Origin of the sequence: Pseudomonas sp. NPDC077649 (assembly GCF_044542855.1) — a bacterium.
Taxonomy (GTDB): domain Bacteria; phylum Pseudomonadota; class Gammaproteobacteria; order Pseudomonadales; family Pseudomonadaceae; genus Aquipseudomonas.
The window spans coordinates 32,544-55,486 of sequence record NZ_JBITVF010000002.1 but is presented as its reverse complement, the minus strand read 5'-3'; the positions used below and the strand labels follow the sequence as shown (position 1 = coordinate 55,486).

Sequence of the window (22,943 nt, the reverse complement as noted above, 5' to 3'; positions counted from 1 at the left end):
GCGGTGGATGCGACCCGCAGATTCAGCTCCTTTCGCTACATGGGGACGGCCTGCGATGTGGCTCACGCTGTGTACGTCAGGGCTTCAGCACTATCTTAGGTGTCCAGCCCAGCCAGCTTTCGTCCGGCTCGTCGAACAATGCGAAGGTCTGTCCCGGCTGGGCCGGTCCGCCCATCATCGGGTTGTCCGGCGTAGCGAAGGCGATTCCACCTTCGATCAGCGCTTCCAGCGATTCAGTGCGCACCTTCATGCCTTTGAATAGCCCTGCTTCCACGCCGATGCCGCTGGCGTTCCAGAAGCGGCTGCCGGAACGCACCAATGGCGCATACTGCCGCTCGATCAGAGCATGGATCAGCACGCGGTCCGAGGTCGGCCCAAGCTCGTAGTCCACCACCTTGCCCACCGGCACCTCGCGGTAGCTGATCAGTACCCCCGGCTTGATCGAGCCGCGTCTTGGCGAGCTGAGCACCAGGCGCAGGCCTTCCTCGTGCTGCGCCTGGCTGGGGGGACCGTTCAATGCGACGAATTCTAACCGACGTGCTCCGGGTTGAGCCGCCGGCAGGACCTCAAGGTACTGACCGCTGACCAGGGTACTGAGATTGGCCGTTCGAATCAGGCCCAGCTCCGGCCTGACCACCCAGAACTGTGTGCCCTCACGAGCGATGCGCTCGGCCGCGTCGGTGATTCGCACGTCCAACATTACAGCCTGCAGGTCATCAGTAAGCGCCAGGGTCTCGACCTTGCCGACCTCCAGCCCTTTGTAGCGGATCACAGTACCGGGTTGCAGACCGTCGCCATTGCCAACCCGGATACCGATTCTCTGCCCATGTTGTAGCGCGCTGTCACGATCGGAGTGGAGCGTAAAGCTCTGCACCCGCCGGTCGCTCTTCGCCGCTTGTGGCTCTAGGGTTTCAAACGCAATGCCGCCGGCCAGCAGGGTCTGCAACGACTCGCTCTTCACCTCCACCCCAGACAGTCCACCCTTGAGGGTGATGCCGCTGGCGTTCCAGAATCGGGTAGAACTGTTAATCAGGTGGGCGTATTCCGGCTCGATGTGCACACCGAGCACTACCTGGCTGTCGTCCCGTGACAATTGGAAGCTTTGCACCGAGCCTACCTTGACCTGCCGGTAGAGAATCGGACTGCCTACCTCGAGCGAGCCGAGCCCCTCGCTGAACAACACCAGATGCAGTCCTGGTGCGCCGAGGTCCAGCGGTGGGGCCTTGTCCCGTGCCTCGAACTCGTGCTGCGGCGGGTTGCCGCTTTCGCCGGGGCGGACGGCGATGTAGTTGCCTTTGACCAGGGCCTCCAGGCCGGTGATGCCGGCCAGCGAGATCGAAGGTTTGACCATCCAGAACTCGGTCCCTTTGACCAAGTGTTCCTCGGTACGGGGATCGAGTATCAACTCGGCCCGGGCTGCTCTAAGATCGCTGTCGACCTTGAACGTTTTCAGGTGGCCAACTTGGATGCCCTTGTACATCACCGGCGTACGTCCCGGCTCGAGCCCTTCGAAGTCCCGTAGCTTCAGCACGACCCGGACGCCGGCCTGGGCGGCGTCGTAGTTCTCGTAGAGGCGGAAGGGAATACCCGGCTCGGCGGCCGGGCTGTCCTGGCGATGCTCGGGTGTAGCGAAGGCGATACCACCAGCGACGATACTTGCCAAAGACTCACTGCGCAGCTTGAGGCCGGACAGGTCAGCATCGATGCTGATGCCGCTGGCGTTCCAGAAGCGCGTGTGCTTGCGCACCAGGTTGGCATATTCCGGCCGGATGAAGATCTTCACCTGCACCGTGGTCTGGTCCGCGGCGAGCATGAAGCTCTTCACGTGGCCGACCTGGATCTGTTTGTAGAACACTGGGCTGTCCTTGTTCAGTGATCCCAGGCGTTCGGCCTCGAGGCTCAGGTGAAGACCTGGGACGTCGTCGGCAAGTGGCGGGGCATCGGGGAGTGCGGTGAACTGGCGGGTCGATTCACCCTCGCCGGGGCTCACCGCGATATAGTTGCCCGACACCAGCGTCTCCAACCCGCTGATACCGCTCAGGGTGACGCTGGGCCTGACCAGCCAGAAGCGTGTATCGCTGAGTAGATGCGGCTCGGTGTCCTTGTTCATCTCCAGCGTGGCAATCACCCCGGCTCGCTCACTGCTACGATCGAGCGTCAGTGCGACAACTTTGCCGACCGCTATTCCCTTGTAGATCACCTCGGTTTTTCCGGCCTGGATGCCGGAGCCGTTTTCGAACAGCACTTGGATCTCGATGCCGGTCTCGGTGTAGGCGCGCCAGGCCAGCCACGTACCTATCGCCAGCGCTAGCAGTGGCAGAACCCAAATGGCGGACCAGTTGGAGGCCGGGCGAGTCTTGGCCGTTGGCAGTTCAGTCATGAGCAGCTTCCGTGTTGTCCCAGATCAGGCGGGGATCGAAGGTCAGGGCTGCAAGCATGGTGAGCATGACCACGCTGGCGAAGGCGGCTGCGCCAGCGCCAGGGGCTATGCTGGCCAGACTGCCGAAATTCACCACCGCCACCAGAATGGCGATGACGAAGATATCGAGCATGGACCAGCGGCCGATCCACTCGATGAAGCGATACATCAGAACACGTTGGCGCGCCGACATCGGTTGATGCCGCTGCACCGAGTACAGCAGCGCGATGCCCACCAGCTTGAAGGTCGGCACCAGAATGCTGGCGACGAACACCACCGCGGCAACCGGCAGCATGCCGAGCTGGATCAGCTCAATCACCCCGCCGATGATGGTCGAGGGCTCACCCTTACCGAGGCTGTTGACCGCCATGATCGGCAACAAATTCGCCGGGACGTAGAGAATGGTCGCGGTGAGCAGCAGAGCCCAGGTGCGCCTGAGGCTGTGGGGTTTGCGCGCGTGCAATCGCGCGCCACAGCGACTGCAGTGTCCATGCTCGGCACCAGGAGCGTGCGGATTGAGCTGATGGCACTCACAGCAGATCAGAAGGTCCGCATCAATCGCCCGCATGGCGCTCCCTCCCGGGCATGTTTTCCACCGATGCTGTGGCAATGCAAGTCATACCAGTACCGATACGACGAAACGGTGTGTCCCACATGGGCTCCGTCCACTCGTTCCGCAAGAGGCTCACTTAGCGCTTCCTGCGGGTAACGTGAAAGGGTACGGCATCGTTCCGACTACCGTACCGTGTCGGCTTACTCTGAGGGATGCTGTTTCAGGCTCACTTCAGGTACTCCACCTTCAAGGCCGAAATCTTGCCGCTGAACTCGAAGGGCTTGCGATCGAAATAGGCGAGAGACACCGGAGAGTAGCTGTCTCGACCCACATCGAAGGCATCGTTGGCCGTAAAGGTCAGCGGGGCTGAGCGCGGAACCTGGCCTTTGATGACCTCCTTGCCGTCGATACGAATGGCAACAGAAAGGGGGCCGGCGCGCTTGTCGTCGAGCTTGTGCGTTTCGACTTCTATCTTGACCTTGCCGGTGGGCAGAGGCGTGGAGGACTCCAGCAACGTCCTTTCGATCTCGAACAGGTTGTATTCGTAGGACAGTTTGCCCTTGTCGACCCATAAGGCGAGGCCGCCGGAGAAGGCGCCCAGCGCATAAAGTACGCCCTGGGAGTCGGGGGCCAGCTCGGCCTCGATGGTGACCAGGTTGCTCCGCGCGCCTACTTTGGGGGCGGTGAATTCCGGGACGCCGAATACCTCTTGCGTATAGTGGAACTCCGTTGCGGGGTTTTTCGGCGCATCTTCTGGATGGAACACCGCGGACCACAGGCCGCCGCCGACCGGATATACCTTGTTGGCTTCGGCGTCTGCTGCAAAGGCCTTCTGGAGCTCTTCAACCTTCTTCGGATGGTCTTTGGCCACGTTATTGGCCTGCGAGAAATCTTTATTCAGGTCGTGGAGTTCCCAGGCATCCTGGTCCGGTGACCATTTCAGAATGGCCGGATCGACACCTGGCACCCAGGGCACGCGAGGGCCGAACACCGAGGCAATCCAATCGTCCTTGTAGTAACTGCGGCTGCCCATCACCTCAAAGTACTGGCCTTTCTTCTGGCCCTTGGCATTCGGTGCATTGAACGAATAGGCCATGCTGACGCCGTCTAGGGGGTCTTGGCTGATGCCGTCGACCAGTTTGGGTGGCTGGATGTCCAGCACATCGTAAATGGTCGGGACGATGTCGTTGACGTGGTGGAATTGCGAACGTGGCTTTGGGTCGGGCTTGATCTGCTTCGGCCAGGACACCACCAGCGGCGTGCGGGTGCCGCCGAAGTGCGCTGCTACGAGTTTGGTGGAACGATGAGGCGTGGAACCCGCCCAGGCCCAGCCCGCGTGGTACATATTGTCGGCCTTGGGCGAGCCGAGCACCTCCATGCCGCCGAGCTCGTTCATCGTGCGGATATGGTCTTTGATCTCGGTGGCGATACCGTTCTGTGCCAGCAGCTCGCTGATGGTGCCGTTCTGGCCTTCGGCGCTGGAGCCGTTGTCACCCCATACGTAGAAGATCAGCGTGTTGTCGCGAACCCCCAGCTCATCGAGGGTTTCCAGCAGGCGGCCGGCCTGGGTGTCGGCATGCTCGGTGTAGCCTGCAAATACTTCCATGAGCCGGCGTTGGAACGGTTTCTCGTCGTCCGGAATGTCCTCCCAGGCGGCAAGGGATTCGGGACGGGGCGTCAGCTCGGTGTTTTGAGGAATCCAGCCAAGCTTTTTCTGCCGGGTATAGATTTCCTCGCGCATGGCATCCCAGCCGCCGTCGAATCTACCTTTGTACTTGTCGGCCCACTCCTTGAAAATGTGGTGCGGACCATGGGAGGCGCCCGGCGCCCAATAGACGAAGAAGGGGCGATCCGGCGTCAGCGCGCGAACCTGCTTGATCCAGGAGACGGCCTTGTCGGTCATATCCTCGGTGAAGTGGTAACCCTCTTTGCCGTGGGAGGGGTCGAGGCGAACGGTGTTCTCGACGACTGCTGGCTCCCATTGCGACGACTCGCCGGCGAGGAAGCCATAGAAGTAGTCGAAACCAACCCCCTCGCCAGCCGGCCAATCGGTGTAGGGGCCTACCGCGGTGGTCTCGTTGGCGGGCGTGTTGTGCCATTTGCCGAAGGCGGCGGTCGCGTAGCCATAGTAGCCCAGCACCTTGGCCACGGTGGCTGAGGTCCGTGGGATACGGCCGGTATAGCCGTCCCAGTCGTTGGCCAGCTCGGCGATCTGGCCATAACCGACGCGGTGGTGGTTTCGCCCTGTGAGCAAGGCCGCTCGGGTGGGTGAACACATGGCGGCGTTATGGAAGCGGTTGTAGGACACCCCCTCTTTGGCCAAGCGATCGAGCGTGGGTGTCTGGATTACGCCGCCAAAGGTATGTGGCAGCGCCGGGCCTACGTCGTCGAGCATGACGACGACAATGTTGGGCGCGTTCGCTGGTATGTGCGATTGCTTCGGCAGCGGGCTGTAGGTCGAGGTCGCTAGGGTTGGGCCGGCCTTGCTCCCTGAAGGTGTGGGAGGAAAGGGGAGCGAGTTCTGGGCGTGAGCCGGAGTGCCCAAAGTCATGGCGGTACTTACCGCCAGCGCCAAGAGACTGCACTTGTAGTGAAACGCGGACTTTTTCATGGTGATTCTCCTTACCTGCTGACACATCTGAAGCCCACATGACACGTAGAGGTGTCTATGGCTTCCGCATGCCGCGCTGCGGGGCGATAGCGACGACAGTAGTTGGGCGCGCACAGATGCGACCCGCCCTTCAAGACCTTGCGAGGAATCTTGACTTCGGGCTGACAGGGGTCATAGCTTTCCGCCTCCCTGCCGCCTCGTGGGTTCTTGGGAATACAGCAGGGCTTCTTTGCATCGGCTTCGTGTCCGGACGCATACCAGTCCGAGGTCCATTCCCATACGTTGCCGATCATGTCGAACAGACCATAGCCATTAGCAGGGAAGGCCCGGACCGGGGACGTCCGCAGGTATCCATCCTGCAGCTCGTTGACGGAAGGGAAGCTGCCCTGCCAGGTGTTGGCCATATGCCGTCCTTCTGGTGTGAACTCATGGCCCCAGGCGTATTCGGCGCGCTCCAATCCGCCCCGGGCGGCCAGTTCCCACTCGGCCTCGGTGGGCAGGTCCTTGCCTTGCCAGTGCGCATAGGCCAGTGCGTCCCGGTAGGCAATGTGCACCACTGGATGATCGTCCAATCCTGCCAGGTCGCTGCCAGGACCATAGGGGCGGTACCAGCAGGCGCCTTCCAGAAAGCTCCACCATTGCGTCCAGTCGCGCAGGTCGATCACCCCTCGGCGAGGCTGAAAGACCAGGGAGCCCGCATAGAGCATGTCTGGCCGGATGCCGGGGTAATCGGCGGGGTCGGGGAGCAACTCGGCGAATGTCTGGTAGCCCGTCGCTGCGACGAACCTGGCGAACTCCGCGTTTGTCACTGGGGTCTCGTCGATGAAGAAGTCGTCGACCGCGACCCGATGTGCCGGTGCCTCCTCTGGATAGTGTTCATCCGAGCCCATCCAGAAGGTTTGTCCGCGGACCAGAATCATGCCCTCTCGTGAGGGGAGGGGGTTCTCCATCTTCCGTATGCTTTCCAGAACCATGTCGTTTCCTTACTTGGAAGTTGCTGGTACGGTTCCGGCCCGCTCCTTTCGCGGATAGAGGCCGGTATAAAACACGTCCCCGAACGCTTGGTTGGAGCTGGCTTCCTCGGGGCATCGAATAGCCTGTGATATCGAGGCGCAGCAGTTGCGGTAGGCCTCCTGCCACCAGCGCGTTCGAATTCCCGTGTCGTCTTAGCGGAACTTCAGCACGTCGGTGGTGAGTTCATCGATGACCGACTTAAGATCGGCAAAGGTGATGGCCTGCTTGTCATTGCTCAGTGTCTTGCCGAAACCTTTGCGTACGACGCGCATCACGGGCTTGCCGGTGCTGGCGTCGATGAACTCACCTTCTAGAAACAGCTCGGAGTTCTGATCGCGTTCGCCTGTAGCGGCCATGGTGCCTGCGACTACCAGAGCGACGGGGATGACCTCGTAAGGCTTGAGTCCTTCGGTTTCAGCACTGATGCCTGTGATCGCACCGCGAAACGCCAGAGTGCCAGGGCCGGATGAAAAGCCCACCAACTGGAATCGCTCTGAAAAAGCCTGGCTCAACCGGGTATTGGCATATCTCAGCAAGTCATCGTAGGTCTGTTGATTGATACGGTCGGTGCTCTGCGGTGTGGGATAAAAATTCACCGGTTGGTAGATCAGTTTGTCGTAGTTGGCCACATTGAACCCCGGGGCCACCCAGCGCAGGGCTTTCTGGCCACTTGCAGTTTCGACGGGCATCAACCCCTCATAACCGGGTAAGAACCCCGAGTACTGGGCTTGGCTAACCGTCTTGCTGGTGCAGCCGGTCAATAACAACGTGGCTGCAATCGCGCTGCCGAGAAACACAATCTTCATCTTCATGGATCAATTTCCTTGTTGAGTATCATCGGGCGAGGCAGGAATATCTCTGGAGTGCGCATTCCTGAGGCGGTGCCAGGGCGGGGCGAGCGAGCTCAGAAACGCCAGCTCGCACTGGCGCTGAGTGCCTGGATCCAAGCGTCTTCGAATTCGCCGGAAACCCGTTTGGGGGCATTCGGAGGCAGTGGTTTCGTTTGCTCAATCGGCATGTCTCCGAGCCAGACCAGTTCATAGCTCAGGTTCAAGTCGGTCTGGCTATCCAGGGCATAGGTCAGCCCTGTGCCAAAGCGCCAGGCTTCCCCCATTGGCACGGTAAGGGTGCGGTCATCATCGTCCACTGGCGAGCTGTCGTAGCCGACGCCGAAGCTCCACATCCATTTGGTGTCGAATTTGTACTGAGTACCGATGGAAAGGTGCCAGGTATCGCGGTAGTTCGCCTTGACGGTGGCGGAACGGGGAGTATCGCTGTCCAAGTCGATCCCCACCTCACCGAACCTGGACCAGTCCTGCCAGTTGGCGCTGGCCAATAAGGCCCAGCGCGCATCGAGCTGATGGAAGAGGCTAAGAGTGAGGGTCTGCGGCACGTGCATCTTGATGCGCGTATCAGCGCCGAGTACGCCGCGATCGCGTAGACGGTCGAGGACGAAGGGAGTAATGCCTTCGAGATCCAAGCCATCTTCGAAGGTGATGTCGACCTCGCTGGTATAGCTCAAGCCAAGGCGAGTTCCATGGCGCGGGGCATAGATGAGCCCAAGGTTGGCACCGTAGCCCCAGTCGTGATCACGATATTTCATCTGGCCATCCGGACGGTCCAGCACGCCCAGGGGGTTGTTATCCACGGCCATCTTGGTATCGAGCATCCCGTAGAAGGCCCGTAGGCCGACGCCCACGGCCCATTGTTCGTCGATGCGATAGGCCAGCGTCGGCATCAGCGTCATACCGAGGATTTCTCCTTCCTGCATGAAGTAGCGGCCGCTCCAGTCGTTCGCGTAGTCGAGGCTGAGACCGAAGTCGCCATAGCTGGCAAAACCGATCGACCAACCATCACCCAGCTCGTGACTGACGAAGAAACTGCCGCCCGGCGACCATTCCATAGCGTTGCCGCTATCGCCGCCCATGATGTTGGTGTCGCCGTCGGTCTTGAAATCCAGATTGCTGTGCAGAACCTGAAGACCGGCGCTGATCTGTGTGCCCGACAGCCAGGCGATGCCGGCCACGTTACTGGCGAGGGTAGCGGGGCCCTGGGCCCGGGCTGCGGCACCCGCATTGGCCAGGCCCACATTGTCCGTTGCGGTTTCGTAGAGCATTAGCCCACCCGCGAGCAATTGGCTGGGTAGCGCCAGCAGGGCTGCTGTAATGGCCTTACAAAGACGTGAATCCATCTCATTATCCTTGGCCGGATTGGTTTTTTGAGCACTAGCGCAGCCCTTCAGGGTGCACCTGTCCTCCAACGGACAAAGCGAGCAACGATCATCCCCTGGTAGGAGGCAGGACTGATCTGTTGGCTGCCGTACGGTAGCTAGGGATGTTCTGAAAAAGCCATTTATCGTCACTCCCGCGAAGGCGGGAGCCCAGGGACTACGCAGGTTCTGGATTATTCCCCTGCGGGCCAGCGCAAGCGCTGTTCAGCGATAAAGCTGCTGTCCCGCCTGCGCGGGAATGACGGCTATTTCAGAGTTTCCCTAGCTCGACTTTACTGTAGACCTTCAAAAAATATCTTGCATTTTTGGACACATCGTGGAAATGGGGGGTAGAACCCAATCAGCGGCGGCGGACTCAATGCTTCAATTTCAACTTCTCGAGTTTCACCGCGGCCGTACCAACAACTCAAACTGGTATACCGTCGTGCTTGCTGGCGAGGTGGTGAACGGTTCAAACGGCTCGGCGAGCAACCGGTCGAGGTGCGTTTTAGGGGCGAGGCCGACTGTAAGGTTCAAGATGTTGCTGGCTTTCGAGTACCGACCAGTACGGGGATATGCGGCCTTCGGGAATGGGGGCTGGTTCGACCAAGTCCTTGCCCGTCCCGATGAGCGTATTTTGATAAAAATAAGCGCAATTGCTGAAAGGCACCTGCGTGACGTCGGGCCAAGATGCTGTGGTGAAACATTCGGAACCGATGAGCAAGTGCCGATGCAGACTTGTTCGCCCGGTTCCATATTCGCGACGGATGGGTCGCAGCCGGTGCAATGGTGTGCCTGTTACGCGATACCTCCCGTTCGATAATAATCAAGAGCATGCAAAGGAACAGCTTCCGATGAAACCCAAACATAGGATGTGCCTGGCCGCCCTGGCCCTGCTGAGTTGCGGATCGGTTGCGGCGGCCGAGAACAAGACGCCGGGCTACAACTATCGGATTCCCGACAAGGTGATGACCCCGGACTCGGTCGAAACCCGGCTCGGTACGTTGCGTTTCTTCGACGGCATGCCGGATGCGCCGACGGTCGCGGCGCTATACGACAACCTCGATTTGATGCGAGGCGTGGAGACCTTCCTCAATGGTATCCCCGCCACCTCCATCGAGGGGCTGCGCCTCGGTCACCTCAGCATGGGGGTGGATGCCTCGAACAAGGCACTGATCATGGACAAGTTGCTGGATTCGGCGCCGCTGATGCTGACCGGCAACACCGACACGGTCTATTTGTCGGTGTTCCTGAATCTCGAGAAGGACGGCGCAACCGTGGTCGAGATACCGCCAGGCTCGGGCCCGGGCACCGTCAACGACGCCTACTTTCGCTTCGTCGCGGACATGGGCGCGCCCGGCCTCGACCGCGGCAAGGGCGGCAAGTACCTGATCCTGCCGCCTGACTACCAAGGCGATCTGGAGCCGCCGGTTGGCGGCATGGAAGCGGTCGTCGAAGGCGAGAAATACTTCGTGTCCAAGTCGACCAGCTACGTCAACTGGCTGATCCTGCGCGGCTTCCTGGTGGACGGCAAACCCGATGCCGCCACCCGGATGTTCGAGAACGGGGTCAGGGTCTACCCGTTGGCCAGCAAGGGCAATCCTCCCAAGATGGAGTTCGTCAGCGCCTCGCGGAAGTTCTTCAACACCATCCACGCCAACGACTTCAATTTCTACGAAGAACTGCATACGGTGATTGATCGCGAGCCGGTGTCGATGCTCGACCCAGAGCTGCGCGGCCTTTTCGCCGCTGTCGGCATCGAGAAGGGCAAGCCTTTCGCCCCGGACGCGCGGATGCAGAAGCTCCTTACCGAGGCGGTCGCCATCGGTAACGCCACCGCCCGCGCGATCAGCTTCCGCCCGCGTTTTGCAGACGCCCCTCTGTACCCGGGGAGTGCATGGACCCATGCCTTCATCGGCGGCGACTATCAGTGGCTGGCGAACAAGGGCCTGGGCGGCCGTAACCTGGATGCGCGGACGCTGTTCTTCTACCAGGCCACGGTCAATACCCCGGCCATGGTGCTGAAGATGGTCGGGGTGGGCTCGCAGTACGCCTACGCCGCGACCGACAGCCAGGGCGCCTATCTGGACGGCAGCAAGACCTACCGGCTGAACATCCCCGGCAATGCCCCGGCCAAGGATTTCTGGTCCGTGGTGATCTACGACCCGCAGACCCGCTCCGAGCTGCAGACAGGCCAGACCTTCCCCAGCAAGAACAACAAGCGCGACGAGCTGATCGCCAACGCCGACGGCTCCGTTGACCTGTATTTCGGTCCGCAGGCGCCTGAAGGCAAGCAGGCGAACTGGATCCAGACCGTACCCGGAAAAGCCTGGTACACGCTGTTCCGGCTGTACGGCCCGCTTGAGCCCTGGTTCGATCAGAGCTGGCGCCTCGGTGAAATCGAAGAGGTGAAATAGCGGCACCGACAGCCGTTGCCGGCTACGCAGGATGGGGGGCAGGTCTCGCAAGGCTTGCCCCCGTTTTTCTGTGGGCTGGGTATTGACGGCATTTCCCCCTGCAACCTCGCAGAGCGCAAAGCGCAGGCCACTACTGCCGGCGGCTGGCGAGCCGGGTGCGAAACTGTGCGGGGGTCACCGCATGGATCGTGCGGAAGCTGGCGGTCAGGTGGCTCTGGCTGCTGAAACCGCATTCTTGGGCGATGCGCGCTATGGGCATCTCCGACAGAGTCAGCAGCTTGCGCGCCTGCTCTATGCGCGCCGCCAGCACATAACGGTGTGGGGCCATGCCCACCGACTCCTGAAACAGACGCCGGAAATGTGCCTGGCTGATGCCGGCGATGCGCGCTAGCGTATCGGCGGCGAGGTCGCCGGAGAGGTTCTGGTGAATGTGATTGAGCACTGCCTGCAGACGCGAGAAGTGAGCGTGGCGCGGGCTGATGCCGCCGGTGGTGGGAGTGGTCAGCACTCGGTAGGTCTGTTCCAGCATCAGCGCCGCCAGGCGCGCCATAAAGGCCTGGTCCGCCCCCGGCCCCTTGTGCAGTTCGCTCACCAGTTGTTGCGCTGCGGCCCCTGTCAGTTGATCGCTGAAGGATAGCGGCTGTCCGCGCGACTCGGCCAGAAGCTCCAGGTTGGCCATGGTGCCGCTGCTGCCGTCGAGAAAATAGAAAACCACGAAGTCTACTGCGCCCGAGTAGTGCCAGTGCGTGGGGACGCCCCGCGGCACCAGTATCGACTGGGTGGGTAAGTTCTGGCTGCGCCAGTGATTCTGCTGACCTTCAAGTACCGAGCCGCCGCCGAACTGATTGACCAGGCCGGTACAGCTCAGTCCGGAGACGGTGCGCTCGATGGTCTGGTACATGTAGCGCTCCACGAACAGGGGCGTCTCGCCTTCGATAAAGCCTTCGAGAATGGGCTTCTGCCCCAATTCCTCGCGCACCTGCAGCCAACTGGATTGCGGCAACCTTCGCCCCTTCTAAATGATCGTATTTTGATAAAGATACGCACGTTTACTGAAAGTCACCAGTGCCGGCCGGGGGCACCATGACTGCGGAAAATAATAAACACGAGGCACCGAAGACGATGCATCTGAGAATTCGAAGTCCCATGAATCAGACGGTTTCCGCCGCTGTCGGTCTGCTCCTCGCCGCAGCATCTTTGCATGTGGCGGCGCAGGTTCCGGAGTCGACAGTGGAATCCATATCGATGCCGGACAAGGTGGAGACCCCCATCGGTACCCTCGAGGCCCTCAATGGCGTGCCCACGGAGGATACCGCGCGCAAGGTGGCCGACACGCTGGTCTTCACTCATGCCCTCAACGTCTTCAACAACAGCTTCCGCGGCGCTTCCGCCTATGCGATCCGGCAGGGCATGCGCAGCATCGGCGTCGAGGACAATACAGTCCTTCTTTATCCCAAACTGATGGACTCCACCCCGCTGTGGCTGACTGGTAACGCCGATACCATCTACTACATGTCGTCGCTGGATCTGAGCAAGGGCCCTCTGGTAATCGAGCAGCCGCCCATGGGCCTCGGTACCATCAACGATATGTGGTTCTCCTGGGTCATCGACGTCGGCTTTTCCGGTCCCGACCGGGGCGCGGGCGGCAAGTACCTGATAGTGCCGCCGGGCTATGACGGGCCGCTGCCCGAAGGCGGTTTCTTCGTCGCCCACGCCAAGACCAATCACGCGCTCTATGCCGTGCGCTCTTTCCTCGTCGACAACGCCCCCGAACCGACTGTCGAGCTGATCAAGAAGAACCTGAAGATTTACCCCTACACCCCAGGCGGTTTCGGTACCAGCTTCGCTACGGCGCTGGAAGGCGAAACCCGTCTCAGCCGGGATCCGCAGGTTGCCGAAACCAAGTTCGTGGACGCGAGCGGTAAGGCCTTCAATACCATCCCGCCCAGCGACTTCGGCTTCTTCGAGATGATCGACGCCAATGTGCAGGACGAGCCCGCGGACAGCTACGACGTGGAGCTCGCCGGGCAGTTGGCCGCCATCGGCATCGTCAAGGGCAAAGCGTTCGAGCCGGACGCGCGCATGAAGAAGATCCTCACGGACGCGGCCGCGGTGGGCAATGCGGCCGGGCGTACCCTGACCTACCGCTACCAGGAGGCTAACCCGGGCTGGGCCCAATACCCCGACTCCCGCTGGGGCAGCATGCTGTGGCAGGGCGGCGCCTATTTCGAGACGCCGCCGCCACTCTTCGAGAGCGGGATGTTCAAACCCCTCCCGCCCACCGGCGCGCGCACCCTCGACTCGCGCACCGCCTTCTACTACGGCGCCATCCTCGACTCCCCGGCGATGATCATGCGTATGCCCAGCGCGGGCTCCCAGTACCTGATGGGTTACCAGGATAGTGCGGGCCAGCCGTTCGACGGTGCCAGGACCTACAGGGTGACCCTGCCCAAGGATATCCCCGCCGCGAAGTTCTGGTCGCTCACCCTCTACGACAACCAGACCCGTTCCATGCTGAAGACGCCGCAGAAATTCCCGCGTGCCGGCAGCCAGAGTTATCCCTCGCCGGCCGCGGAGCCGGCCGCCAACGGTGCCACCACCGTCTGGTTCTCGCCGCAACAGCCCAAGGGCGTGCCCCGTGGCAACTGGATACAGACGATGCCCGGTCAGGGCTGGTTCGTCCTCCTGCGTCTCTATAGCCCGGGAGAGTCCTTCTTCACCAAGGCGTGGCGCCCGGGTGAAATTGAACGGGTCGATTGAGGGGGAAAGACACTCAGCCCCCCCGTCCTGGGGGAGGCGGGCGCCTTCCATAGTCAATTTAATGGCCCCGACCGGTTTCGACACTCGGCTTGGCGAAGGGGCGCTTGCGGACCTCGTACATAGAGTCGCCCGCGAAGTAATGCGGATTATGGCCGCCGCACAGGACAGGCCGTACCCAAGCCTGGTGGCGCGGCGCAAAGGTTTTCCTGTCCCCGGCGGTGGTCGCCTGACAAGGCGCTGTCCTCTCGGCTCCGGTTGGCGTTCCCGTGCGAGCAGCCGATGTCCCACCTGCTCGGCGCCGGGTTCAAGCCCAATGACAGCAGCCATACCCACGTGGTGTTACCTAGCTGCCCAGCGCGCTTCCCATGTGCGCCAGTTGGCGACCTGATTGTCGGCACGCCATGAAGCCCTGAGGAGGTACATGCATTTGATGAGAGCCATCACCAAACACGTCGTTCTAAACATCCTGGTGTCGGTGGCCGTGATTGCCACGCTGCACTGCTACTTCTACCTCTTCGGTTGAGATCGCTTTCATGAAATTGCTCTACCCCCTCAGCCTGCTCGCCCTGTTTATGAGCGGCACCGCCCTGGCTGGCACCCTCAGCGGCACCGTGCTGACCGGCGATGGCACGCCGGTCGCCGGCGCCATGGTCACTGTGTGGAACGAGGCCCGCAATCGCAAGGAAACGGTCTACAGCGACGCCGATGGTCGCTACATGCTGGTCACCAGCTTCTCTGGCAAGCTGCAGCTGCGTGCACGCACGCCCTATTTCAAGGATATCGTGCAACCGCTGGAGCTGGATGCCGACGCCTCGCATCGTGTCGACTTCAGCGTGGAGAAGATCGCCTCGGTGGCGGAGCTGTCCAACACACTGACCGCCTCGGCGCATGCCGCCATGCTGCCGTTCCCCGACCAGGCCACCAGGGAGGCCTTCATTTCCCAGTGCAGCTTCTGCCACCAGCAGGGCAACGCCATGACCCGCATACCGCGTGGTGAGGAGCAGTGGGCACAGACCATCGACCGTATGGAGGGCTACCTGGCGACCCTGACCTACCGAGAAGAGAAGAACATAGCCAAGATGCTCGCCGAGGGTTTCAGCGGAAAGCCGGTGGCAGCCATACAGAGCCATGACTTCACCCAGGAACTGGCTCGGGCCCGGGTAGAGGAGTGGCATGCGGCCACGCCCATGTCTTTCCTGCACGACGCCATTGTGCTGAGCGATGATCGGCTGATGGGCATCGACGAGGGGCGCGACGAGGTCTACATCCTCGACCGCAAGAGTGGGCAGATTGACAAGTACGAGATGCCGGTGACCGACGAGGTCAAGGGCGGCAACTTCCGCGGCATGCAGTTGCCCATCGGCATCTTCACCGGCAAACACGGTCCGCACAGCGGTGTGCAAATCTCCGATGGGCGCATCTTCTTCACCGGCGCGCTGTCGAGCAACCTGCTCATGTTCAATCCGGCTACCAAGGAGTGGAAGCTCTACCCGATTCCCCAGGGTTTCCTCTGGCGCAAGGGGCTGTACTCGCACACCATTCGCGCGGACAAGGACGACAACGTCTGGTTCACCGTGCTGGTGTCCAACACGGTGATGAAGTTCGACACCAAGAGCGGGGAGTTCACCGAGGTCGAGACCCCGCACAATGGCGTGCTGCGCTGGATCACCGATACCTTCATCGGCGTGGTGCTGAAGATATCCGCCTGGTTCCCGGAGAAGAACTATCACCTCTGGCTGTCCCACCACAAATGGCTGAACGGCGGTCGCGATGTGTTCAACTGGCCCTATGGCATCGACATCAATCCGGTCGATGGCGGGGTCTGGTACAGCAAGCTGCTGGCCAACAAGATCGGCCATATCGACCCGGTCACGCTCGAAGTGACCGAGTTCGACGTGCCGCACAAAGGCCCGCGCCGCCTGCGCTTCGATAGCGCCGGCAACCTATGGATTCCTTCCTTCGACGAAGGCTATCTGATGCGCTTCGATACCAAGAGCAAATCCTTCGAGAGCATCCCGCTGCCGTTGCTGGCGCCCAATGAATACGAGCTGCCCTATGCGCTCAACGTCGACAAGCGCGGCGATGTGTGGATTGCCGCCAATAACACCGATCGGGTGATGCGCTATATCCCCGGCGAGAAGCGTTTCATCGCCTACCCGATGCCCAACCGGGTGATCTGGTTCCGCGACTTCGAGTTCACCCAGGATGGGCGCGTCTGCACGTCGAACTCCAACCTGCCGGCCTATGCCCATGAGGACGGCCTGCCCGCGTTCGTCTGCATCCAGCCGAACGTGGCCGACTCCACGTCATTGCAGCCGGCGCATCAGCACTCGGCCGTGATGGCTGCGCGTCGAGAATAGGGCATGAGGGATAGGCGTCTTTCGGACAGGCTGGTGTCGATTAGCGGTGCTACCTGGGGCTCAGGCCGTGGCAGATCCTTTTCGAGATCGGCATGGCGGCAGGTGCCGAGGTCGCAGCAGGGACGGCAGACAGTTAGCCAATAATCGGGGCTGCTTCGTGGGGTGCGTAAGGCGCACCCGACGGCTCGAAGAAAAAACAGGGGACTTATGAAGATTCCACATTACATGGCTTACGTACTGGGCCTGGTTTTCATCATCGGCGAAACCTCCCGCCGCGGCTTCGCATACTTTTCGGTCAACATCACCACGATGGTCGAAGACTATTCGGCCGGAATTTTTTTGCTGACCGCCGCGCTATGGTGGTCGAAAAAATATGCCAAGGCGCCAGCTCTGATGGCGGCAGCCTGGGGCTACTCCGCCGGTGGCATGCTCGTTCCCTTCTTCGCCCACCTCGAAGCCTATGTTCGAGGTGCAACATTCAGACCGGATCACCTCCATGAGGATCTGAATGCTGTCATTGCGAAAGGGATCATCTGGGGCATTTGCCTGGCGTGTCTGGTGATCACTTTACGAAACGGTGATGTCGGCAGGCAGCGGGCCGACATGGCCACCTGAACCGCCCAGCACCGGCGCGCCGCACGGTACCAGTCGCAAATTTATTCACCCTCAGGCTAGGGTCTGTTGCCGTTTCGCTGCAACGCGGCTTGCGCCGAAACGGCAACAGACCCTAATGCGGCTTCTGAGCGCCGAACAGGACAGGATTGCCGTACCCGGCTCCCCTTGCTGCTGCGTTATCGCCGAGTACGACAACCGGGCGTGAGCCCGGAGCTGCCGTCGAATATGGGGCCTGGTTGGCGAGGGGGCGGACACCATGGAGGCGCTACTCGAATTGCCGCAGACCGCCCCGCAATTATCCAGAAACGCGGCCTGCGCGAGCTGTTTCAAAGACCACCGCCTGCCCCAGTGGAGGGATAAACGCCATGACTCAAGATCCGAGCATCACCGCTGAAATGAGCCGCTATGCGCACTTTATCCGGCCGGAGCGGGGGCGCTGGCAGCGGGTCCTCGTGAACCTGCTGCTGCGCCTGCTGGTGAAGTGGCGTATCACCCCCGACACCCTGGTCGAGCGACTGCGCTCGGTCACGGCGCAGGTCAATCGCCGTGCCGCGCAAAAACCGCTGCGCGTCGTCCAACAGCAGGTCGACTGCAACGGCGTCGCCGCCGAATGGCTGATACCGTCGTCCTGCAAGCCATCGAGAGTGCTGCTGTACCTGCACGGCGGCGCCTTCATCGCGCACGCGCCGGATGCCTACGCCGCCATGCTGGCGCCCTGGTGCGAAGCGCTGCAGGCCCGGGCGCTGATGGTGGATTATCGCCTGGCGCCGGAACACACCTGGCCCGCGGCGCCGGACGATTGCTACGCGGCCTGGAGTTGGCTGCTGGAGCAGGGCCATGCGCCCGCGGACATCGTCATCGCCGGCAATTCGGCGGGCGGCAATCTGGCCCTGGCCACTCTGCACAGAATCAAGGCCGCGGGAACGGCCATGCCGGCTTGCGCGGTGCTGTTGTCTCCGTTCGTGGATTTCACCCTCGCCGGCGAAAGCATGGTTCGCAACGCGCGCCGCGACCCCATATTCAGTCAGGCGTTCGCCAACAGCTTCCGTCACCATTACATCGGCCCCGAACACTATCTGGAACCTTCGGCATCGCCCCTGTTCGGCAACTTCGCCGGCCTGCCGCCGCTGCTGCTGCAGACTGGCAGCATGGAAGTGGTGCGGGATGATTCCGTGCGCACGGCGGCGCGTGCCCATGCCGCCGGCGTGGAGGTTCGGCTCGAAATCTGGGAGCGAATGCCGCATGACTTCCAAGTGATGGCCGACTTGCCACAGGCGCTGCAGGCCGCCGTCAGTATCCTGAGTTTCATCGATCTACACACGGCCTGGCAGTCGGCGCCTGATGTCGATGGACCAGCCACCGGAACCTGTCCTCAGGTTTGAGAAGCAGCATCCTGCAGGACTGCTCCGGTATCGGCGCCGCCAGTCGCGCCATAAAGCACCTGGCCTACCCTGGAATCCTTGTGCAATTCGCTCACCGGTGGCTGAGCGGCGGCGCCCACCAGCGCGCGAGTCTGCCAGCGGCTCCAGGCTAGGCCATGGGGTCGCTGCCAGCGCCGAGAAAATAGAAAACCGCACAATTCACGGTGTCCGAATAGGCCAGTGGGCGGGCTCGCCGGGCGGCCTCGAACTGCTTGGTGCACCGTGCATTCGAGGCCGGAAACGGTGCGCTCGCTAGCCGAGCACGGTGGGGTAGCGCTCCGCGAGCGGGGGGCATTTCGCCGTGGATATAGCCTTCGACGAGGATCTGGCCAGGCTCCTTTGGCACCGGCGGCCAGCAGGGTACTTTCCTGTCGTTCGGGATGAGCGGATTTTGACAAATATGAGGGCGATTACTGAAAGGCATCATCGCGCTGCAGGGGCAAGATGAGAGCCGTGACAACAAGAGCGCGAGGCGCCGAAGAAAATGCAACTGAAAACCCAACTGACCCTGCCAAGCGTGGGCCTGACTGGCTTCGAGACGCCGCTTGCCGAAGAGGAAGCTGCCACCCAGGCCTCGGTTCACCGATTTGCCCGCGAGGTCCTGCGCCCCCTGGGCGCCGAGCTGGACAAGATGAGCGCCGATGAGGTGGTCGCCCCCGGCTCCCCTTACTACGAGGTTTTCGCCGAGTACGCCAAGCTGGGCCTGAGCCCGGAGCTGCTCGGCGAGCTGCCGCCGGAGATGGCCGTGCGCCTGGAGTCGCTGATCGGCGAGGAGCTGGGCTGGGGCGACGCCGGTCTCGGCGTGTCCCTCGGCGCGGCCGGCTTTCCGCTGCAGATGGCGGTGGCGAGCGGCAATCGGGAACTGGTGGAGCTGTGTGCCGACAAGATCGGCTGCTGGGTGATCACCCAGCCCGACAAGGGCAGCGATGTGCAGGTGTTCGACATGGCCCGCGAGTGGGTCCCCGGCCAGCCCGGCAACAAGGGCAACCTGTGGGGGCAACTGCGCGGCGACGACATCGTGATCAATGGCCAGTGCTCCGCCTGGGTGTCGAACGGCGCGGTGGCCCAGGTGGCTCTGTGCTACATCGGTGCCGACTATGGCGACGGTTTCTTCGCCGCCGATGGCCGCCCCCACGGCATGGCGGTGATCGTTCCGCTGGACCTGCCGGGGGTGACCCGCGGCAGGGCGTTGGACAAGATCGGCCAGCGCGCCCTGCCGCAGGGCGAGATCTACTTCGACAATGTGCGGCTGCCCAAGCGCTATGCGGTGGCCTTGCGCGACGAGTATTACGGCAACATGGCTTCGGCCTGGTCCTTCGCCGGCACCCATATGTCCCAGGTGTTCACCGGGCTGGCACGCGCCGCCTTCGAGATGGCGCTGCAGTACTGCCACGAGCGCAAGCAGGGCGGCCGCCTGCTGATCGACCATCAGCTGACCCGCTACCGCCTCGGCGACATGCTGCGCCGGGTCGAACTGGCGCGCGCCACGGCGCGCCGCTCGCTGGCCTATGCGCGTCTTTCCCCCAGCAGCCATCCCTACGCCACCGCTTCGGCCAAGGTGACGGTCACCGAACAGGCCATGCGCGTGGCCGACGAGGCGCTGCAGCTGTTCGGCGGCGCCGGCACTTCGCGCGAGTACCCCATCGAAAAGCTGTTCCGCGACGCCCGCGCCGCGCTGATCGAGGATGGCGAAAACCGAGTGCTCACCATGCGCCTGGGGCTGCTGGCTCAGCAGCTGTATGCCGAAGGCTGGGCGCACAACTGACTTCCTTATCCAACAAGAATCAAGAGGACATGCAATGGCCAAGTATCCAGTAGTTGTCTACGGCGCCAGCGGTTACACCGGTATGCTGATCGTGGACTGGTTGATCGACCAGAACATTCCCTTCACCGCCGTGGCGCGCAGCGCCGCCCGCGTCAAGGAAATGATGGCGCAGCGCGTGGTGCGCCTGGAGTCGGCCACCTACGAGATCATCGAGTGCGAGCACAACGTGGAGGCGCTGACCAAGGCCTTCACGGGCGCCAAGGTGGTGTGCAACACCGTCGGGCCCTTCGTCAACTTCGGCCTGGTCGGCGTCGAGGCGGCGCTCAAGGCCGGCTGCCATCACATCGACACCACCGGTGAGCAGGGTTATATCCGCGCGGTGCGCGACCAGTTCGGCGAGCTGTATCGCCAGGCGGGCCTGCTGGTGTCGCCGTCCATCGCCTATATGTACAGCTACTCGGAGATCGCCGCCGAGCTGGCGCTGGAAACCCCCGGCATCGACACCCTGGAGACCGCGGCCCTGGCCCGTGGCCCGCGCGCGGCGGCCGGCGTGACCGTGGGTTCCACCGCCTCCATCTTCGAGCTGTATCGTCAGGAGCAGTGCTTCCTGTGGGAGAACGAACTGGTGCCCCATGCAGCAGACGCCTCCTTCAATGTCGCCTCGCCAGACTTCATGCAATCGGTGTTCGCGCTGCCCTGGGGCGGCACTTCGCTGCCGATCTACTTTCAGCAGGATCCGCGGGTGCGCGCCTGCACCTCCTGCGTCGGCTTCTACGACAACGACGTGATGCGCACCGTGCATGCGCTCGGCGCCAAGTGGGAGACCGAGTACAAGCACCTGCCCAGGGGGCAGCAGGACGTGGTGATCAAGCAGATCGTCGAGTCCACCACCCCGGCCATGCCGCCGCGCGAGCGCACGACCTTGCAGCGCACCGTGGACTTCGCCATCGGCCGAGGCCAGATGGCGGCGGTGCGCGCGACTCTGCACGGTGTCACGCCTTATATCGCTACCGGCGCCTTGCAGGCTGCGGCGGCGATCAGGTTGCTCGACAACGACACCAGCAAGGTGGGCTTCGCCTCCGGCTCCAAGGCCTTCGGCCACCGCTACCTGCTCGGTTTCCTGGAAGAGCGCGGCCTGGCCCGCGCCACCGTCACCCAGCTGTAACCATCTGTCAGGGGCACGGCTCTCGCGACGAGGGCCGTGCCCGTCGCGAGGAGCCCCATGGCCATCATCGATTTTTTTGACCGCGGCTGGCGCGGCAATCCGCAGGGCAGCGCCTATATCCAGGACGACCGCCACCACAGCTTCGAGGAGGTGGGCGCGCTGTCCTGCCGTATCGCCAACGCCCTGCTGGCGGCAGGCCTGCCCAAGGGGACCAAGGGTGCCGTCTGGGCCGGCAACGATGTCACCGCCTGGACCTGCACCCTGGGGCTGTGGCGCGCCAACATGTGCTGGATTCCGGTCGGCGCGCGCAACTCGGTGGAAGAGAACCAGCATGTGCTGGGCAGCTTCGATTGCGAGGTCCTGTTCTTCCAGCAGGCCTTCGCCGACATCCTCGCCGGGCTGCAACCGCGCCTGCCGAAGATCAGGTACTGGATCTGCGTGGATGGCGAGGCGCCGGCGGTCGCCGGCAGTCTCTCGCTGCAACGCTGGGTGGCGCATCAGCTGGCCGACAGGCCCGCGGTGCAGGTGGATCTGGACGATGTGGTCATGCTCTCCGCCACCGGCGGCACCACCGGTGCACCCAAGGGGGTGATGAATACCCACCGCAGCGCACAGACCTTCTGCGCGCACTTCATGATGCGCTGCAGCTACGGCGGCAACGAGCACCCGGTCAACCTCGCGGCGGCGCCCATGACCCACACCGCCGGGCTGCTGTCGCTGCCCTGCACCGCGCTGGGCGGCACCGTGGTGGTGGTGACCAAGCCCGATCCGGCGCTGCTGCTCGGCGCCATTGCCAGGTACCGGGTCACGGAATTCTTCCTGCCGCCCACGGTGATCTACCGCCTGCTCGATATTCCGGGTCTGAAGGAGAAGGTGGATTTCTCCTCCCTGCGCTACTTCATGTACGGCGCCGCGCCAATGTCGGTGGACAAGCTCAAGCTGGCCATCGAGACCTTCGGCCCGGTGATGATGGGCGGCTATGGCCAGACCGAAGCGCCGGCCTCCATCGCCTTCCTGAGCCCGGACGAGCACTTCGACGGCGCCGGCAATATCGCCTCGGACGAGCGCCTGTCCTCGGTGGGGCGTCCCAATCCGTTGATCCGCTGCGAAGTCATGAGCGACGAGGGCAGGATCCTGCCCCAGGGCCAGACCGGCGAAATCTGCGTGCGCGGCGACCTGGTGATGAAGGGCTATTACCGAGCCCCGGACAAGACCGCCGAAACCATAGTCGATGGCTGGCTGCACACCGGCGATATCGGTCATCTCGACGCCGAAGGCTACCTGCATATCACCGATCGCAAGAAGGACATGATCATTTCCGGCGGCTTCAACGTCTATCCCAGCGAAGTGGAGCAGGTGCTGTGGAGCCACCCGGCGGTACAGGACTGCGCGGTGATCGGCGTGCCCGACGCGCAGTGGGGCGAGGCGGTGAAGGCGGTGGTGGAACTCAACGCCGGCCAGGAGGTGGATGCCGCAGAGCTGATCGCGCTGTGCAAGGAAAGGCTCGGTTCGGTGAAGGCGCCCAAGAGCGTCGACTTCGTCGAGGCGCTGCCGCGCAGCCCGGTAGGCAAGGTACTGAAGAAAGACCTGCGGGCCCGCTACTGGAGCGCCAGCGCGCGCAATATCTAGGAGAA

15 protein-coding genes are annotated in these 22,943 nt (G+C 62.4%); 8 read left to right on the top strand and 7 right to left on the bottom strand.

Annotation, left to right across the window (positions count from 1 at the left end; genetic code table 11):
• Nucleotides 1-76: 76 nt before the first annotated feature.
• From ACIGFL_RS07275 to ACIGFL_RS07250, 6 genes are all read right to left on the bottom strand, one after another.
• Nucleotides 77-2,380 (bottom strand): MlaD family protein, encoded by a 2,304-nt coding sequence (locus ACIGFL_RS07275; RefSeq protein WP_397496683.1) that lies wholly within the window; start codon nucleotides 2,378-2,380, stop codon nucleotides 77-79.
• Nucleotides 2,373-2,987 carry a paraquat-inducible protein A gene (locus ACIGFL_RS07270; protein WP_397496682.1) on the bottom strand — a complete coding sequence of 205 codons (615 nt, stop codon included), beginning with the start codon at nucleotides 2,985-2,987 and terminating at the stop codon, nucleotides 2,373-2,375. Before ACIGFL_RS07270 ends, ACIGFL_RS07275 begins: the two co-directional genes overlap by 8 nt.
• A gap of 211 nt (nucleotides 2,988-3,198) precedes the next feature.
• Entirely contained in the window at nucleotides 3,199-5,583 is a 2,385-nt protein-coding gene (locus tag ACIGFL_RS07265; protein WP_397496681.1) for an arylsulfatase, read from the bottom strand.
• 11 nt (nucleotides 5,584-5,594) lie between these two features.
• Nucleotides 5,595-6,503, bottom strand: coding sequence for a formylglycine-generating enzyme family protein (locus tag ACIGFL_RS07260; protein WP_397496680.1), 909 nt, complete (start codon nucleotides 6,501-6,503; stop codon nucleotides 5,595-5,597).
• Nucleotides 6,504-6,749: 246 nt separating this feature from the next.
• On the bottom strand, nucleotides 6,750-7,409 hold the full coding sequence (locus ACIGFL_RS07255; protein WP_397496679.1) for a DUF3313 domain-containing protein: 660 nt from the start codon (nucleotides 7,407-7,409) through the stop codon (nucleotides 6,750-6,752).
• Nucleotides 7,410-7,501: 92 nt separating this feature from the next.
• A complete protein-coding gene (locus ACIGFL_RS07250; protein ID WP_397496678.1) occupies nucleotides 7,502-8,788 on the bottom strand; it encodes an OmpP1/FadL family transporter in 1,287 nt (428 codons plus the stop codon).
• Nucleotides 8,789-9,660: 872 nt separating this feature from the next.
• Here ACIGFL_RS07250 and ACIGFL_RS07245 point away from each other — a divergent pair.
• Nucleotides 9,661-11,223 carry a DUF1254 domain-containing protein gene (locus tag ACIGFL_RS07245; RefSeq protein WP_397496677.1) on the top strand — a complete coding sequence of 521 codons (1,563 nt, stop codon included), beginning with the start codon at nucleotides 9,661-9,663 and terminating at the stop codon, nucleotides 11,221-11,223.
• 130 nt (nucleotides 11,224-11,353) lie between these two features.
• Here the strand turns inward: ACIGFL_RS07245 and ACIGFL_RS07240 are convergent, their stop codons facing one another.
• Nucleotides 11,354-12,226: a helix-turn-helix domain-containing protein gene (locus ACIGFL_RS07240; RefSeq protein WP_397496676.1), complete on the bottom strand. Its 873-nt coding sequence runs from the start codon at nucleotides 12,224-12,226 to the stop codon at nucleotides 11,354-11,356.
• Between the two features lie 143 nt (nucleotides 12,227-12,369).
• Here ACIGFL_RS07240 and ACIGFL_RS07235 point away from each other — a divergent pair, with 143 nt between their 5' ends.
• The 7 genes from ACIGFL_RS07235 (at nucleotide 12,370) to ACIGFL_RS07205 (ending at nucleotide 22,938) form a co-directional block, all read left to right on the top strand.
• Complete coding sequence (locus ACIGFL_RS07235) at nucleotides 12,370-13,983, top strand: DUF1254 domain-containing protein (RefSeq protein WP_397496675.1); 1,614 nt, start codon at nucleotides 12,370-12,372, stop codon at nucleotides 13,981-13,983.
• Nucleotides 13,984-14,516: 533 nt separating this feature from the next.
• On the top strand, nucleotides 14,517-16,343 hold the full coding sequence (locus ACIGFL_RS07230; protein ID WP_397496674.1) for a carboxypeptidase regulatory-like domain-containing protein: 1,827 nt from the start codon (nucleotides 14,517-14,519) through the stop codon (nucleotides 16,341-16,343).
• A gap of 225 nt (nucleotides 16,344-16,568) precedes the next feature.
• Nucleotides 16,569-16,958: a hypothetical protein gene (locus ACIGFL_RS07225; RefSeq protein WP_397496673.1), complete on the top strand. Its 390-nt coding sequence runs from the start codon at nucleotides 16,569-16,571 to the stop codon at nucleotides 16,956-16,958.
• A 365-nt stretch (nucleotides 16,959-17,323) separates the two neighbouring features.
• Nucleotides 17,324-18,340 carry an alpha/beta hydrolase gene (locus tag ACIGFL_RS07220; RefSeq protein ID WP_397496672.1) on the top strand — a complete coding sequence of 339 codons (1,017 nt, stop codon included), beginning with the start codon at nucleotides 17,324-17,326 and terminating at the stop codon, nucleotides 18,338-18,340.
• 523 nt (nucleotides 18,341-18,863) lie between these two features.
• The gene (locus ACIGFL_RS07215; protein ID WP_397496671.1) at nucleotides 18,864-20,144 is read left to right on the top strand and encodes an acyl-CoA dehydrogenase family protein; all 1,281 of its coding nucleotides are present in this window, start codon (nucleotides 18,864-18,866) and stop codon (nucleotides 20,142-20,144) included.
• Between the two features lie 34 nt (nucleotides 20,145-20,178).
• A complete protein-coding gene (locus tag ACIGFL_RS07210; protein ID WP_397496670.1) occupies nucleotides 20,179-21,309 on the top strand; it encodes a saccharopine dehydrogenase family protein in 1,131 nt (376 codons plus the stop codon).
• Nucleotides 21,310-21,366: 57 nt separating this feature from the next.
• Nucleotides 21,367-22,938: a class I adenylate-forming enzyme family protein gene (locus ACIGFL_RS07205; protein WP_397496669.1), complete on the top strand. Its 1,572-nt coding sequence runs from the start codon at nucleotides 21,367-21,369 to the stop codon at nucleotides 22,936-22,938.
• The last annotated feature ends 5 nt before the right edge of the window (nucleotides 22,939-22,943 follow it).